At 60.0% G+C, this 16,167-nt stretch carries 13 protein-coding genes and 1 riboswitch; of the genes, 8 read left to right on the top strand and 5 right to left on the bottom strand.

The window, feature by feature from the left end; translation table 11 throughout:
- The first annotated feature begins 197 nt into the window (after positions 1-197).
- Both DWV43_RS05580 and DWV43_RS05575 read left to right on the top strand, forming a co-directional pair.
- Positions 198-1,988, top strand: coding sequence for a carbohydrate-binding domain-containing protein (locus DWV43_RS05580; RefSeq protein ID WP_158569832.1), 1,791 nt, complete (start codon positions 198-200; stop codon positions 1,986-1,988).
- A gap of 207 nt (positions 1,989-2,195) precedes the next feature.
- Entirely contained in the window at positions 2,196-2,861 is a 666-nt protein-coding gene (locus tag DWV43_RS05575) for an alpha/beta hydrolase (RefSeq protein WP_117817279.1), read from the top strand.
- Between the two features lie 60 nt (positions 2,862-2,921).
- Here DWV43_RS05575 and DWV43_RS05570 read toward each other — a convergent pair whose 3' ends face one another.
- The 4 genes from DWV43_RS05570 to DWV43_RS05555 form a co-directional block, all read right to left on the bottom strand.
- On the bottom strand, positions 2,922-4,256 hold the full coding sequence (locus DWV43_RS05570; protein WP_117817278.1) for a uracil-xanthine permease family protein: 1,335 nt from the start codon (positions 4,254-4,256) through the stop codon (positions 2,922-2,924).
- A gap of 122 nt (positions 4,257-4,378) precedes the next feature.
- Positions 4,379-5,512: a 5-methyltetrahydropteroyltriglutamate--homocysteine S-methyltransferase gene (locus DWV43_RS05565; protein ID WP_233539208.1), complete on the bottom strand. Its 1,134-nt coding sequence runs from the start codon at positions 5,510-5,512 to the stop codon at positions 4,379-4,381.
- Between the two features lie 155 nt (positions 5,513-5,667).
- Positions 5,668-6,564, bottom strand: coding sequence for a LysR family transcriptional regulator (locus DWV43_RS05560; protein WP_117817276.1), 897 nt, complete (start codon positions 6,562-6,564; stop codon positions 5,668-5,670).
- A gap of 10 nt (positions 6,565-6,574) precedes the next feature.
- On the bottom strand, positions 6,575-7,483 hold the full coding sequence (locus DWV43_RS05555; protein WP_117817275.1) for an HAD-IIB family hydrolase: 909 nt from the start codon (positions 7,481-7,483) through the stop codon (positions 6,575-6,577).
- A gap of 163 nt (positions 7,484-7,646) precedes the next feature.
- Positions 7,647-7,757, top strand: a riboswitch (TPP riboswitch).
- A 51-nt stretch (positions 7,758-7,808) separates the two neighbouring features.
- Between DWV43_RS05555 and thiM the strand changes: the two genes are divergently transcribed.
- The 3 genes from thiM to DWV43_RS05540 are packed head-to-tail and all read left to right on the top strand — an operon-like array spanning position 7,809 to position 9,685.
- Complete coding sequence (thiM, locus tag DWV43_RS05550) at positions 7,809-8,648, top strand: hydroxyethylthiazole kinase (RefSeq protein WP_117778924.1); 840 nt, start codon at positions 7,809-7,811, stop codon at positions 8,646-8,648.
- Between the two features lie 3 nt (positions 8,649-8,651).
- Complete coding sequence (locus tag DWV43_RS05545) at positions 8,652-8,993, top strand: thiamine-binding protein (protein WP_233539207.1); 342 nt, start codon at positions 8,652-8,654, stop codon at positions 8,991-8,993.
- Positions 8,990-9,685 carry a thiamine phosphate synthase gene (locus tag DWV43_RS05540; protein WP_117817274.1) on the top strand — a complete coding sequence of 232 codons (696 nt, stop codon included), beginning with the start codon at positions 8,990-8,992 and terminating at the stop codon, positions 9,683-9,685. Before DWV43_RS05545 ends, DWV43_RS05540 begins: the two co-directional genes overlap by 4 nt.
- 162 nt (positions 9,686-9,847) lie before the next feature.
- Here DWV43_RS05540 and DWV43_RS05535 read toward each other — a convergent pair whose 3' ends face one another.
- Positions 9,848-10,717 carry a patatin family protein gene (locus DWV43_RS05535; RefSeq protein WP_117817273.1) on the bottom strand — a complete coding sequence of 290 codons (870 nt, stop codon included), beginning with the start codon at positions 10,715-10,717 and terminating at the stop codon, positions 9,848-9,850.
- A gap of 324 nt (positions 10,718-11,041) precedes the next feature.
- Between DWV43_RS05535 and DWV43_RS05530 the strand changes: the two genes are divergently transcribed.
- From DWV43_RS05530 to DWV43_RS05520, 3 genes are all read left to right on the top strand, one after another.
- Positions 11,042-13,759 (top strand): EAL domain-containing protein, encoded by a 2,718-nt coding sequence (locus tag DWV43_RS05530; protein WP_117817272.1) that lies wholly within the window; start codon positions 11,042-11,044, stop codon positions 13,757-13,759.
- Between the two features lie 127 nt (positions 13,760-13,886).
- Positions 13,887-15,416 (top strand): diguanylate cyclase domain-containing protein, encoded by a 1,530-nt coding sequence (locus tag DWV43_RS05525; RefSeq protein WP_117817271.1) that lies wholly within the window; start codon positions 13,887-13,889, stop codon positions 15,414-15,416.
- A gap of 111 nt (positions 15,417-15,527) precedes the next feature.
- Positions 15,528-16,151 carry a flavodoxin family protein gene (locus DWV43_RS05520; protein ID WP_117655634.1) on the top strand — a complete coding sequence of 208 codons (624 nt, stop codon included), beginning with the start codon at positions 15,528-15,530 and terminating at the stop codon, positions 16,149-16,151.
- The last annotated feature ends 16 nt before the right edge of the window (positions 16,152-16,167 follow it).

Here is a 16,167-nt window from a genome sequence, read left to right as displayed (position 1 = left end):
TTCCCGGTTCGACGAACAGCCGATCGTGTCAAATGTGGTCTAACAGAGCCTTTCTTTTAGCGCCGGTCCCTGCGCCGGCGTGCGGCCTATTTCTCCCCCATTTTGGCCATTTTGCCCTCCAAACGGCACTACCGCCGGCAACATCCAGCAGATACGCTGAATCTAGCCGTATAGGCCCTATGAGAACGGGAGCAACCATGGCAGCCTTGTTCACGACCCCCAAACGCAATGACACTACCGCCGGAACCCATGTTGCCGAACCCGACGTTCGCCGTCGCATAGGACTCGCGCACGGCAGCTGGCGCCGCGTGACGCGCCGCATCGTCGTAGGCGCCGTGTGCGCGCTCACGGTGAGCTCGCTGCTCATGCCGAGCGTCTCGCTCGCGGCGGAATGGGTCAAGGTCGGCGAAACCAAATACAACGCCGGCACTGCGGCGGGCGACGAGACCGGCACCTGGTCGTGGGACGGCGCCGACGACTTGAAGCTCAACAACTATAACGGCGGCGAGATCCAGGCCGCAGGCAAGCTCAACGTGAATTACTCGGGGACCAACATCGTCACTGCCGAATGGATCGAAGGCATCAACGTTTCTCATGGCACTAACGAGAACGCCGAGCTCAATATCCAAGGCGACGCGGGCAGCACGCTCAGCGTGACATCTACTGAGGACGCTATCCTCTCCACGGGTAATATCAACATCGACGGAGCCGGATCCGTCAACGCCACGAGCACTGGGTTTGACGCCATAAATGCCGGGGGTGATCTCGCTATCAAAGGTTCGGGCAACGTCAACGCCACGGGTGCATCGGATGGCATCAGGGCAAACGGTAATATCACGATTGACGACAGCGGAGCCGTCACCGCCAGGACTACCGAGGACAAGGGTATTGGAACCGACAAGAACCTCACCATCAAGGGTGGCGGGACGGTCGAGGCAAGCTCAGCTGATGGTGAGGCCCTTTGGAGCGGCGGCAATATCAACATCTCGGACGGCAGCCAGGTCAAGGCAAGCTCCGAGAAAGACGCTGCCGTCGAGGCCAAGGGCAGCCTCGCAGCCACAAACGCCTCCCTCAACGTAAACGGTGTTGAATATGGCGTCTATGCCCACAAGGGCATCACCCTCGATCATGCAAACGTGACAGTCCGCGCAAGTAAAGGCAGATACGGTAGCGCCATTGCCCTCTTCACCTACCCAGACGATATCGTCGTCAAGAACGGCTCCACCGTGGACGCGTTTGCGGAAGGCGAGGTTTCGGCTGCATTCTCCACCAGAAGCGATCGACCCAACGAGGAGGGTGGCCACATCTACATCAGCGACTCCGTTGTCAAGGCCATAGCCCGCTATGTCGAGAACGGCGACGGCCCCATCCCCTACAGCGAAAACCAAGATGGCGAGACGAGCCCCGAGCCCCAAGGCGAGAACATCGGCATCATCGCCCAGACCAGCGAGGGCGTCACACCCGCAGTCATCTCGATCATCCGCAGCAAGGTAACGGCCGAAGGAGATACAGCGGCAATCTTTGCCCGTGCCATGAGCGCTGACGGCAAGGCAATCGGCACCATCAAGATTGAGAACGCCGCCATCCAGACGCCCGAAGGCGGCAAGGTCATTGACTATCGCAAGCTCCGTGACGGCATCTACGAGGCAGGCCAAGCCATCGGCACGGGCGACGCTGTGATCGACTCCCCCTATAACGAAGCTGTCGCCAAGAGCATGGTCATCGCATCTCCCGAGGCAGCCAAGCCGGAAGACCCCAAGCCCGACGAGACCAAGCCCGCAGAAAGCAAGCCCGCGGAGTCCAAGCAGAACCCCAAGCCTGAGGGCTCAAAGCCGACCAAGGCCGTTGCGGCTTCAATCACGAAAGCCAAGACTACCGGCGTGCTCGCGGCAACCGGCGACACCTCGGGTGCGGCCATCGTGGCAACCGTCCTTGCGGGAACAGCCGCTATCGCCGCAGGCACCATGGCGAGCCGCAAGCGCTCTTAGACGCCTCTGCGCACATGGCAGCTCCCGCGAAGGCTCCGAGTCCCAGCACCGTTTAACAACGCCACCGCCGAGCTCCCCTCCGGCGGTGGCGTTTTCCATATGCGTCCGCAGGGTATGCACGAGATTGTCTTTGGTCTAGCCCAACCTGCATGAGCCGGCGTGCGACAATGGGGGCCGTCGATATCACAACGCCGAGAGAAGCCCGTCATGGAAGCGCATCAAAAGCAGATAACCGTTCATGCACAGCATGCCGAAAGCGCACCAGTCATCTATCTTCCCGTGGTCATGGGCGACGGCACGGAGGTTTATGAACGCTGCCGAGAGCTCGGCTGTCCACCGTTCACCCTTGTCGCCATTGGCGGGCTCGATTGGAATCGCGAGCTGAGTCCCTGGGAATGCGACGGGACCGTGCGCGATGCCGAGCCTTTCGGCGGCCAAGCTGCCGGTTTTCTTGATGAGTTACTGAACCGGATAATCCCAAAGGTCGAATTATCGCTCCCACAGCCACCTGCTTGGCGTGGCATTGCCGGTTATTCGCTGGCGGGTCTCTTTTCGCTTTGGGCCCTCTGGCAAACCGATGCCTTTGACCGCGCCGCAAGCGCATCGGGGTCCCTGTGGTTTCCTGGCTTTATCGACTATGCTCACGAGCACGCGATGGCAGTTACGCCCGACGCCGTCTACCTGTCGCTCGGCAAAAAGGAAACCAAGACGCCCAACCGCATGATGCGGCACGTACTTGACGACACGCGCGCAATGGAAACGTTGCTCGTTGAGCGCGGCATCCTCACAACACTGGAACTCAACCCCGGCAACCACTTTGCCCAAACCGACCTGCGCATGGCGCGTGGCATCCACTGGGTTCTTGCGCACTAAAAAGCCGGCCATGCGCATCGGACGCTTGGCCGGCTTTTTTAACTGAGTTGGACACAGCTGCTATTCGGCAGACCCTTCGAGTTCCGAGACATCAAACTCAAAGTCATTACCCGGCAGAATCGCATTGAGCACGATACCCACCAGCGAGCCCACTGCAAGGCCGGAAAGCGAAATCGTCACGCCGCCCAACTCCAGCGCGATGGCGCCGGCGGTGCTGTACGCGATGCCGAGCGAAAGCACGAGTACCAGTGCAGCCACCAGCACGTTGCGGTTGTTCTGGAAATCGACCTGGTTCTCGATGAGGTTGCGAACGCCCACGGCGCTGATCATGCCATAGAGCACGAGCGACACACCGCCGATTACACACGCCGGCATGGCCGCAATGACAGCCGCGAACTTGGGGCAGAACGAAAGCACGATGGCGCAGCACGCGGCAATGCGAATCACGCGCGGGTCAAACACACGCGTCAGGGCAAGCACGCCGGTGTTCTCACCATACGTGGTGTTGGCCGGAGCGCCAAAGAGCGAAGCCAGGATCGTGGCAAGGCCGTCGCCGAGCAGCGTGCGATGCAGGCCGGGATCGGCGATGTAGTTACGCTCGCAAGTGGAGCCGATAGCCGAGATATCACCGATATGCTCGATCATGGTCGCAAAGGCCAGCGGCATAATGGTGATGATGGCGGTCGTGGCAAGGCCGCTGTCGAACTGCGGCCCAAAGAGTGCAAACACGGTGTTGTCCCACACGATGGGAAGACCGACCCACGGCGCGGCGGCAACGCCCGAAAAATCGACCTCACCCAACGCGGCGGCAACGGTATAGCTCACCACGACGCCCAGCAGGATCGGCACGATCTTAACCATGCCGCGACCCCAAATGTTGCAGATCACGATAACGGCAACGGCAATAACAGCCACAAGCCAGTTGGTCTGGCAGTTGGCAATAGCGGAGCTCGCCAGAATCAAGCCGATGGAAATGACGATGGGGCCCGTCACTACCGGCGGAAAGAAGCGCATGACGCGCTTGGCGCCAAACGCGCGGAAGAGTGCCGCAAGTACCGGATAGAGTAGACCGGCGCAGGCAACGCCCAGGCAGGCGTAGGGCAAAAGCTCGGCCTCGCCGTTGGGCGCAATCGCGGCATAACCGGCAATAAAGGCAAACGATGAGCCCAAAAATGCCGGCACCTTACCACGCGACAGGAAGTGGAACAGCAGCGTGCCCAAGCCGGCAAACAAAAGCGTTGCCGACACCGAGAGGCCGGTGAGCACGGGCACCAGCACCGTGGCGCCAAACATGGCAAACAGATGCTGCAGGCCGAGCAAAAACATGCGCGGACGGCCGAGCGATGACGCATCGTAGATGGCATCGGCGACGGCGGGCGTCGAAGACTGGGACATGGATGTCCTTTCGAATGGAAGGGCGATCGGGCATATTGGATAACCTGCCCGAACGATACGATCCGAACCATTGTACGCGATACGCAGTGCCTCGCACGCGCCGCCACCTGCAAACGCTAGCGCTATTTCCAAACGCGTTCGACGATGCGCCTGACCAGCGCGATCTTCGCCCACTGCTCGTCCTCGGTCAGCTTGTTGCCAATCTCGCAGCTGGCAAAGCCACACTGCGGAGACAGATACAGGTTCTCGAGCGGAACATACTTTGCAGCCTCGTGAATACGCTCAACGATGGCATCCTCATCCTCAAGCTCAGCGGCTTTGGTGGTCACTAGGCCCAACACGACCTTCTTGCCGGGGGCAACGTACTTGAGCGGCTCAAAGCCACCGGCGCGCGGTGTATCGAACTCAAGGTAGAACGCATCGACGTTCTCGTGTGCGAACAGATACGGCGCGATGGGGTCGTAGCCGCCCTCGAAGGCATAGGTGGAGTGGTAATTACCACGGCACACATGCGTGTTGATGACCAGGTCGTCGGGCTTGCCCTCGATGGCGGCGTTGTTGAGCGCCACGCCCAGCTCGGACACCTTTTGCAGGTCGACCGGGCTCATACCAGTCTTTGCCACAAAGTCGGTATCGCAATAGATGCCCCAGGTGCAGTCATCAAATTGAATGTTGCGGCAGCCTGCGGCATACAGGTCGGCAATCACGGTGCGGTATGCCGCCGCGATGGCGTCGGCGAGCTCTTCGTCGGTCTTGTAGACGGCGCGCAGACTCTCCTGCTGGCCATCGCAACGGTCGAGCGTGACTTCGGAGAACGTCTGGATCGGTGCCGGAATGGTTTGCCGTGCGACCTGGCCCTCCCCCTCAAGCGCCTTGACGAACTTAAAATGCTCGACGAACGGATGATTCTTGCCGCCAATGGGACCGGTTACCACGGCGGTGTCGGCGGTAGTCTCCTCATCGTGGAACATATAGCCTGTACGCGAGGTGCGGCGCTCAATGCCGTTGAGGCCCCACATAAAATCGAGGTGCCAGTAGCTGCGGCGGAACTCGCCATCGGTGATAACTTGCAGGCCGGCGGCCTTCTGCTTTGCCACCAAATCGCGAATGGCCTCGTCCTCGACGGCCTTAAGCCCCTCGGCATCAAGCGTGCCTGCCGCATAGGCAGCGCGGGCATCCTTTACGGCCTGCGGACGAAGAAAGCTGCCGACGATATCAGCGCGAAACGGCGCGTTCGGTTGAATTGAAGTGCTCATAGATATCTCCCTTTGCATTGGTTGCTTTACTGGGACAGAGTATGAGCGCTCATATGGCCATCGTAAAATATACGTTTACAACAGTTTGATATAGATAGTTCCTATATCAGTCTGGACTGCCGTAAAGAAATTTGACCCGCGCGGAGCACAGCAGCCTAGATATGCTGACGGATCGCGTCGATATAGGCTTGGCCGTAGCGCGTGAGCGTCGTATTTTTGCGCGTGATGATGCCGATCTCCATGTACTCGTCTACATCGAGCGGAATCGAAATGATGCCGGGACCGTTAAGTTCGTGGCTGATCACGCCCGAACACACCGTGTAGCCGTTGAGTCCCATGGCCAGGTTGAACAGCGTCGCACGGTCGCGCACGCGGATATTCTTGCGGCGCTCAAAGGTCGAGGTCAGCTCCTCGGAATAGTAAAACGAGTTATAGCTGCCCTGCTCATAGGACAAGAATGGGTAGTCCTCGAGGTCTTCGAGCGTCACACTGGAGCGGTCAGCCAACGGGTGGTCGGCACACACAAAAACGTGCGGCGTGGCGCAGAAGAGCCCTTCGAACACGAGCTCGTTGGCCGCCAGCATGCGCTCGATAACCTCGCGGTTATGCTCCGACAGATACAGGATGCCCAGTTCGCTTTTCATATGCGCGACGTCCTCGATAATCTCGTGAGTCTGTTCCTCGCGCAGGGTAAAGTCATAGCGCGCGGCATCGAATTCACGGATCACGTCGACAAACGCATTAACGGCAAAGGAATAATGCTGGCAGCTCACACTAAAGTGCGGCACCTGCTCGGACGCGCCCTTGTACTTGCCCTCGAGCAGGTCGGCCTGGTCGAGCACCTGGCGCGCGTAGCCCAAGAAGGTCTCGCCTTCCTCGGACACAATGACGCCCTTGTTGGTGCGCTCAAAGATGTGCACACCCATCTCGTTTTCGAGATCGCGGATCGATGCGGTAATCGAAGGCTGCGACACAAAGAGCCGGCGCGAGGCCTCGGTGATGCTGCCGCATTCGGCAACTTTGACGACATATCTGAGCTGCTGGAGCTTCATGGCTGTCTCCTTAGCTGTTCGTGAGATTCGCGTCGGCAGTACCCGGCAGGCGCATAAACGACGGCATCTCCCCCGTCGCGGCGCAGGCGGCAATCTGATGCAGAGCCCCGGCAACCGCATCGTCTGCCGCAGCGCCGATATGCCAGCGCGCAGCAACCGTGACGGCCTCGTTGGCATTGGCGACCGCAACGGAGTTGGGGACGGCACCGATCATGGGCAGGTCGTTATCGGAATCGCCAAATACGGCCACCTCGTCGGACGTCAGGTCCAAAGCGCGCGCCAGCTCCAGCGCGGCGCAACCCTTGTCCCAACCTGCTGGAAGAATGTCGAACAGGCGCACACGATTGTTGGGAAACACGAGCGAGAGTTCCGGCACCTCGGCGGCAACGCACTCGCGTAGCTCCGCGAGCTCCTCACGCGAACGAGCACTCCAGATATTCGCCTTGAACACCGGTGCGTCATCGACGACAGGACGGCACGGGGCCTCTTCGCCCTTGAGCCATGCGTTGCCGCCCGACTCCATGGCGCGGCGCACGCGCTCGGGGTCGCTCGTCACACAATAGGCATCGTTGCCCCAAAAGTCATCACCCAGGCCGTAGACCTTCAGATACGTATCGTCGGTCTCTTGCTCCAAGTAGTCAGTCAAGCGCATAAGGGCGGCGTTGTCAGTCGCATGCGAGGCTACCACCTCGCCGTCCACAAACATGACCTGGCCGTTGCAGAACGCGCCGGTCGAGAAGCACTCGGCGCGATTGCGGAACATCCAGCCCATCGCGGACGGTTGACGGCCCGAAACCGGGCCAAAGTGCAGGCCCGCCGCCTGCATGGCATGAATGCCCTCGATGGCATAATCGCTGGCGCCGTCGCGCCCGGCCGGAATCAGCGTATCGTCCATATCGGTCAGCACAAGTTTAATCATAAGGCCCCCTCGGTCATTCTTAATCCCGTCTATTGTACCGACCTGCCAAAAAGAGACAGGTTTATATTGGCAGGTTTTATCTGGGAAAACGCAAAGCCCCAGTTGTTACCTGCCAAAATAAACCTGTCCCTTTTTGGCAGGTGCGCTAGTATAGGAAACAACAGATTCGATGCGGGAGTGCCGGCGGTGCAAACCACAAGGCTGAGAGGGCATGGGGCCCAATCCTTTGAACCTGTCAGTTAATGCTGGCGTAGGGAGCATGCCGCCTTTTTAGGGGCGCTGTCTATGCACAGCGCCCCTTTTCTATGCCAAGGAGGCATGTGCAGTGATCGATTCGAAACAGCTCAAGCAAAACGTGGTCAAGGCAGTGGAGAAGATTCGCGCCACCAATCCGATGGCGGGCTCCATCACCAACACGGTGACGATTGACTTTGTCGCCAACGCGCAGCTCGCCGTGGGCGGATCGGCCGCCATGGTCTATCTGCCCGACGAGGGCGAGGCGCTCGTTGCCGGCGGCGGCGCCATCTATCTGAACATGGGCACACTCTTCCCCATCTACGAGCAGACGATTCCCCGCGCGGCCAAGGCGGCACACGACGCCGGCAAGCCCTGGGTGCTCGATCCGGTGGGCCTGGGCATCGGCAGCCTGCGCACCCAACTGGTAGGCGAACTCAAGCAGTACAAACCCGCCATCGTGCGCGGCAATGCCTCCGAGATTATCGCGCTCGCCGGCCTGTGGGGCCTTGAGGGCGAAGCGGCCGATCTGAGTCGCGTGCGCGGTGTCGATACCACCGACACGGTAGACGCCGCCCGCGGCGCCGCCGTGGCGCTCGCCCGCTACACCGGCGGCGCCGTTGTGGTCTCGGGCGAAGTCGACCTGATTACCGACGGCACGACCGTGGCCAAGTCCCACGGCGGCAGCCCGCTCATGTCCAAAATCACCGGCTGCGGTTGCTCGCAGGGCGGCGTGCTGGCCGTGTATGCCTGCGCCGCCGACCCGTTTACGGCGGCCATCTGCGGCACGGGCGTCTACAACGTTGCCGGCACGCGTGCCGCCGCCGTCGCCGATGCCCCGGCAAGCTTTAAGGTCGCCTTTATCGACGAGCTCTACCGCGCGACCGCCCAGAACATTGCCGATAACCAACTCGAGCTCGAGGAGGCATAAGCCATGTCCGAGCCCGCAACCATTGCCGGCATGAACACACTCGTCGCCGTGGCCATCGCCCCGTGCGGCACCGGCGACGAGCTATCTGCCGAGGTCGCCGAGGTCGTGCGCGTCATTCGCGAGAGCGGCCTTCCCAACCGCACCACCTCGATGTTCACCGAGATCGAGGGCGACTGGGACGAGGTCATGCAGGTCGTACGCGACGCAACCTTTGTGTTGGCGAGCAAGGGCATCCGCACCGAAGTCGTGCTCAAAGCCGATATTCGACCCGGATTTACCGACACCATGACCGGCAAACTCGAACGCATGGAAGCGCAAATCAAAAAGCAGGAGGAAGCACGATGAGCATCCGCGACAACCTTGATATCTCTGCCTATCTGGTACTCGGCCCCGAAAACACCCTCGGGCGACCCGTGGGCGATGTGGTGGCTCAGGCGCTCGACGCCGGCTTTACCTGCATCCAGGTGCGCTCCAAGGTGGCAAGCGCCCGCGAGATCATCGCACTGACGGGCGATGCCGCGCAGGCCATCGCCCAGGCCGGCAAAACCGGGCAGGTCGCACTGCTGATCGACGACCGCCTTGACTGCGTACTTGCCGCACGCGAGCAGGGTATTGCCGTCGACGGCGTGCACGTGGGCCAGAGCGACATCCCCGTCGAGGTCTGCCGCAAACTTTTGGGCCCCGATGCCATCGTGGGTCTTTCGGCCCGCTGCGAGGAGATGCTCGAGTACGTCAAGACCGCCGACATGAGCCTGGTCGATTACCTGGGCGTAGGCCCGCTCCACGAGACCGAAACCAAGCGCGACTGCGGACGTGCGGCAGATGGCTCCATCATCACCAAGAGCTTTGAGGACCTGGCTGCCCTCCATGCAGCAAGCCCCGTGCCCATCGTGGTGGGCGGCGGCGTCAAGAAAGCCGACCTGCCGCAGCTCAAGGCAGCCGGCGTCGACGGCTTTTTCGTGGTGAGCGCCGTCTGCAGTGCCGACGACCCCCACGCCGCAGCTAAGGAGCTCGTCGACACCTGGCAGCAGGCATAAGCCTAGACCGAGCAGTTGCTCCGCAGTCCCATATCTTCAATAGCGGAAAGCGCATCCCAGTTTGGACGTCCATTCTGGGATGCGCTTTCCGCATAGAGGACCAGCGGGAAACTGCGTCCCAGTCTGAACGCTGATTACGGGATGCAGTTTCCGGCGTAGTCCCTACCCCGCCAGATACGCTTCCAGCGCGGGCAACGTCGCCTCCGCATCGCGACGGCCGATCTGGTAGATGCGCTCGAGTTCATCGGGCTCGCGGCACAGCGACGGCACCTTCACCGATTCGCTCGGCCGCACCACAAAGATCTCGCCAGCGGCTTCGCGACGCGCCAGGTCATCGAGCGTGGCATTGTAGACCTCGTGCCGACGCTCAAGCGCCGCAACAAACTCCGGATAGTGACGATACACGCGACGCAGCATAGGCATCACGCTATTGGGCTGCTTTACAAAGCCCGCCGGCTGCGTCAGCACCACCACGTTGCGGTCATAACCCTGCGCAAACAGCCAAGCGCTGGGAATGGAATCGGCAACACCGCCATCCAAGTACTTACGACCCTCGATGGCAACAGGACGCGTCGCCACGGGAATCGCCGACGACGCACGGATCCACTCGATATCGCGCTCGTCGCCATAGGGCAGGTCATGGTAGACGGCCTGCCCCGTCTTAAGATCGGTACATACGCACGTAAACCGCATGGGGCAGGCGCGATATGCCTCCAGATCGATGGGATCGCGCTCGATGGGTACCTCATGATAGGCAAACTCGGCATTGAACATATCGCCGGTTCGCAACCAACTCGTCACGCTCGCATAGCGCTTGTCGGCGCAATAGGCCTTGTTGTAGCGAATGGCGCGGCCAATCTGGCGCGATTTAAAGTTGTAGCCAAACGCCGCGCCCGCCGAGACACCCACCATATGGTCGCAGGTTAAGCCGTGCTCCATCCATACGTCGAGCACGCCCGCCGTATACATACCGCGGTAGCCGCCTCCCTCGAGCGCAAGCCCCACCGTGCGCGTCGTGTCTGGCTGTGCCATGCGACCATCTCCGTTCCCGTGTTTTAAAGCGGAACAAGTATACCCGCCAACATATATCGACTCAGTCGCATTTATATCGAGCATCGCATCGTCACGCTACCGATTGGCGAATAATAGCCGCCCGCGGCAGGGGCACCCATATACAATCCTCTATTGTTGTTTATACTACTCAATAGTTATCAGCAGCGAACACGGACCGACATATTAAACCAGCGACGCAGCAAGGCGGGGGCCTGGATACACGCAAAGCGTTGAGCAGCAACGCGTGTGTACAACGAGCTCGCCCGACGCAATACACCCCGACCTCAGGAAGCCGCTTACAGCATGGATATCGCCAGCAATTACACCGAGACGCTCGAAAAGACCATCCGTGACCTTCTCGAGCGTCAGGACGATCTGATCAGGACTGCCTTTACCGACGAGCTCACCGGTCTTGGCAACCGCGGCGGCTTTACCCGTTCCCTCGAGGAAATCTGGGAGCAGGAATTGCCCGTAACCATGGCGTTTATCGACATCGATAACCTTAAGCACTGCAACGACATCTTTGGACACGACGAGGGCAACCGCTATATCTTGCAGGTGAGCCTCTATCTCAAGCTGTATATGAAGGTGGACGAGGCGGCATTTCGCCTGGGAGGCGACGAGTTTGCCATCCTGTCCACAATCGCGACCGAGGATGACCTTGCCGAACGTCTGGAGCACTGTCGAGAGGTCCTGCTCAAAAATAACGATTCCGAGATGCCTCACTCGTTTAGCTACGGAGTGTCACACGCCGACCCCGCCCTGGGCGAAGCCTCCAATCGCATGACGCTCGATGCCGACCATCGCATGTACGACTACAAGCTGCGCCATGCCGTGCACCTTGATCGACGCAATATCACGCAAGTCCACGCCGACGATTTCGAAGTAAGCGATCGCATTTTCGACGCCCTTTCGATGCTCAACGAAGGCCGCTATTTCTTTATCGAGAACCTGGACAAACATCGCACCCTTTGGTCACAAGGCGCTATGCGCGACCTTGGCCTTCCTTCGGAGCATATAGACAACTGCCACGATTACTGGAAAACGCGCGTCCATCCCGATGACCTCGAGGCCTATAGCGACGATATCGACCAGATCTATAACGGCTCCAAGCACCGTCGCGTCATGCAATACCGCGTACGCAATGCCGCGGGCGACTACGTCCTTTGCCGCGCTCGCGGGTTTCGTATCGACGGCGACGGAAATACCCCCTCGCTCTATGTCGGCGAGCTCGTCAACCACTCGCTTGCCGAAACCGTCGACGCCGCTACGGGCCTCGGAACGCAGCGTATGCTGATCAACGCTATCGATGCCTGCCGTCGCGACCGTTGCGAGACGGGGCTTATAGCGGTCCGCGTTCGCGGCACGGCAAAGCTCAACGAGCTCTATGGGGCCGAGGCTGTCGACAACATGCTCGCCGAATACGCAGGCCGCATGTTGTCGATCACCCGCGGCAGGAGTCGCGTCTTCCGCTCACGAAACGCCCAGTTCGTCGTGCTTAGCAACGAGTTGGGCCACGAGGCATTCGAGCAACTGACCCATCATCTTAAAGAAGCCGTTTTCGCTCCTGTTCAAATCGCGGGCGATACCATTACCCCCGTCTGCCTCGTCGTTCCGGCCTTTTACGAGCGCTTAATCAATCAAGCGACCGCCGTTTTAGGCGAGCTCGACCGTCGTCTTCGTGCGGCCGGTGGGCTTGTTCCCAACGACAGCCTCCCCATACCTGAGATTGAGCGCAAAAGCGCCGTCGCCGAACGCATCGATACGCTCACGGGCCTCTATCGACCCAGCGAGTTTATGCGGCGTGCCAACGCATTTCTGAGGACAGGGCGCGACGGCGCTTGGTGTATCACTACCGTCGACATGGGACACATGCGGCTGTTCAACGAATGGCACGGACAGGCCGAGGGCGACCGCATGCTCGCCGATGTGGGCACGGTCCTCAAGGACATCGAGAATGCCGACATGGGCGTCGCAGGGTACTGGGGCCAAGATGACTTTTGCGTACTCATCCCCTTTGAGCACGACACCGTCCATAAAATCTATAACCGCGTTCGCGAGGCCGTGGCCAAGCATGATAACGGCGTAGGTTTCTGGCCGTCCATGGGTGTCTACCCCATCGACTCCAACGAGGAAATCACCATCGATGCACAGGCCAAGGCCATGTTTACCAATCGGCGCGCGAAAAACGACTTTAAGGATCGCATTGCCGTCTTTCGCCCCGAGGAATACAAGCGCGAGGTTGCGTTTCACCGCACCCTCACCGAGTTCCAGTATGCGCTCTCAAACGACCGCATCACCTACTACCTGCAGCCACTGGTTGATATGGAAACCGGCGAGATCATTGGCGCCGAGGCGCTCACACGCTGGATCGACAAAGATGGATCGTTAATTCCGCCCGCGTCCTTTATCCCGGCGCTCGAGGAAAGCGGCTTTGTGGTGACTCTCGACAAGTACATTTGGCAGGGTGTCGCCTCGTGGCTGCGCAAGCGCATCGATCGAGGACTTCGCGTGGTTCCGGTCTCGCTTAATGTGTCGCGCGTGGATATCCTTGCCTGCGACGTTGCCGAACATATGGGGGCGCTCGCCGCCCAATACAACCTACCGCCCGAGCTCATGCGTATCGAGATCACCGAGACGGCTTATACGGGGGAGTCCGAAGCCGTGGACAAACTGACAGCCGACCTGCACACCCGCGGCTTCTCGACCTATATGGACGATTTTGGCACCGGCCAGTCCACGCTCGCGATGCTCAAGAACGTCAACGTCGATGTTATCAAGCTCGACCGCACCTTTTTGCCTGATGGGAAAACCGACAACCGGAGCTCCCAGATCGTGTCGTCTATGCTCGAGATGGCGCAGTCGCTCCATCTGCCCGTCGTGGTCGAAGGCGTCGAGACAAATGAGCAGGCGAACATGCTACGACAGATGGGCGCCCGCTACGCTCAGGGCTTCCTCTACTACCGCCCCATGCCGGCGAAGGATTTTGAGGCATTGTTCGATGGTGGCAATAACAACTGATACGCTCGCGCGCAAAACACCACCGTCTAGGGGAGCATTTGTCCCCATTGGCTAACTCATATCCCCAATTCAAACCGAATTGGGGATATGATACGGAGCATCCTGTCACCCAAGGAGGTTATCCATCATGAACGAGTCGTATCGCATGGGCGAGCAGTCAATCATTGCCCATCTTCAGCGGCTTGCGAACGGGGCCTCAACCGCCGAGCTCGACGTTGACGCGCTGCCCACGGAGTTGCGCGCCGTCGGCGAGCAACTGCAGAAAACGCTCGCCGTCTTGCAACAAGAACGCCAGCTGCTCGAACGTAGCGCCTATATCGATTCGCTCACCAATCTTGGCAACCGCGGTGGACTCGACCGCCATGTCAATCAGCTCTGGCGCAAAGGCGCCCCCTTCACCTGCGCCTATATTGACATCGATCACCTCAAGCACTGCAACGATAAGTTTGGCCACGCCGAGGGCAACCGCTATATTCTGGGCATCTGTCGTGCGCTCACCGAGACCATGGAGCACGATGAAATGCTGTTCCGTATCGGTGGAGATGAATTTGTACTCGTGTCCCCCACGACAGGCGAAGCCGAGCTCGAGCAGCGCTTGGAGCGGACACGCACCGATCTTGTCGAGGCAACATCGGACGGCAAGGCGCCCATGATCGCCAGTTTTAGTTTTGGCTGCTCGCACGTCGACCCGCTTGCAGGCGATACGCGTCGCCAGATGACGATGGATGCCGATCGCAAAATGTATCGCTACAAGCTCATGCACCGCGTGCAGCAACCGAAAGAAGACAACGCGCCGATGCGGCCGATTGCCGATCAACTTCCTTGCAACGACCGCGTGTTCCAGGCGATCTCCATGAGCTCCGAGACACGCTATCCGTTTATCCTTAACCTCGATACCGGCGAATCGCAATGGTCGATTAATGCCGTGCGCGATTTCGACCTACCCTCCCAGCATCCCTACAACTCACTCGATATGTGGCTTGCCCGCGTTCACCCCGAAGACCGCGACAACGTGCGCAGCGAGCTCGATATGGTGGTAAACGGCGCGTGGCACTTCCATTACATGCAGTATCGCGTGATGGATGCTACCGGAGCGTACGCGCTTTGCGACTGCACGGGCTACCGCTTGGACGGCACCGATACCGAGCCTAACATGTACGTGGGCATTATCATCAACCGAAGCCTGGCAGATACGACCGATTCCGTGACCGGTCTGGGCGATATTCACGCCCTGGTCAACGCCATTGGCGAGATTCGTCGCGTGGCGCGCAAGGCGAGCATGGTCGCCATTAAAATCGACGATATCGCTCAGGTCAATGCCCGCTTTGGCTTTGATGCGGGCGATCGCGTTTTGGCGGAAAGCGCCGCCTGCCTCATGGATTGTTCGCGCGGCAAGGGTCGTCTGTTCCGTTCGACGGGACCGATGTTCGTGGCGCTTTTCGACGAATTCGATCCCGAAGAGATCGACGCGATCGCAGAGGAAATCGAGCGGTTCCTGGGCTCTCCCGTGCTCCTTGGCTCATTTGAATATCAGCCGCCCCTTCGCGTGGCGACGCTTCATCTGGACGCCGTCGACCGACAGCCCGTTTCCATTTTGAACGAACTCAATGCGCTGATTAAAGAGGCGCCGCAGGTACCGGGCACCAAGCTGGACTAGCGACGTAGGGCGCGATGTGAAACACAAGCCGTTTCGCATCGCGCCCCGCGCCATCTGCCCTCTCGTGCGATAATCCTCCGCAGAAGTCACCGACAGCAGAGGGAGTTTGTGATGAAGGTTCTTTTGGTCAATGGCAGCCCCAAGGCAAACGGCAACACCGCCCGCGCACTCGCCGAGGTCGCCGAGCAACTTAGGGCCGAGGGCATCGATACCGAGACGTTTCAACTGGACGCCAAGCCCATTCGCGATTGCATCGGTTGCGGCCAGTGCGGCAAGCTTGGCGGTCGCTGTACCTTTGACGACGACGTGGTCAACGAGCTGATCGCTGCCGCCGAACAGGCCGACGGCTTTGTCTTTGGCTCGCCCGTCTACTACGCACATCCCAGCGGACGCATCCTCTCGGCACTCGACCGCGCATTCTATGCAGGCAGCAAGGCCTTTGCGCACAAGCCGGGCGCCGCTGTCGCCGTTGCCCGTCGCGGTGGCACGTCGACCACCTTCGATGTGCTCAACAAGTACTTCACCATCAACCAGATGCCCGTGGTGGCATCCACCTACTGGAACAACGTCTTTGGCGCCATGCCGGGCGAGGCCGCCCAGGACGCCGAAGGCCTTGCCACCATGCGAAACATCGGCAAAAACATGGCCTGGCTGCTGCGTTGCATCGAGGCGGGAAAGTCCGCCGGCATCGAAGCGCCCCAGGCCGATCGCGCTAGGACCAACTTCATCAGGTAGAACGGCGGAACCAAAC

It is taken from the genome of Collinsella sp. AF05-9 (assembly GCF_003465595.1).
GTDB lineage: Bacteria > Actinomycetota > Coriobacteriia > Coriobacteriales > Coriobacteriaceae > Collinsella.
The sequence above is the reverse complement of the archived record's forward strand: the minus strand, read 5'-3'. Positions and strand labels throughout refer to the sequence as shown.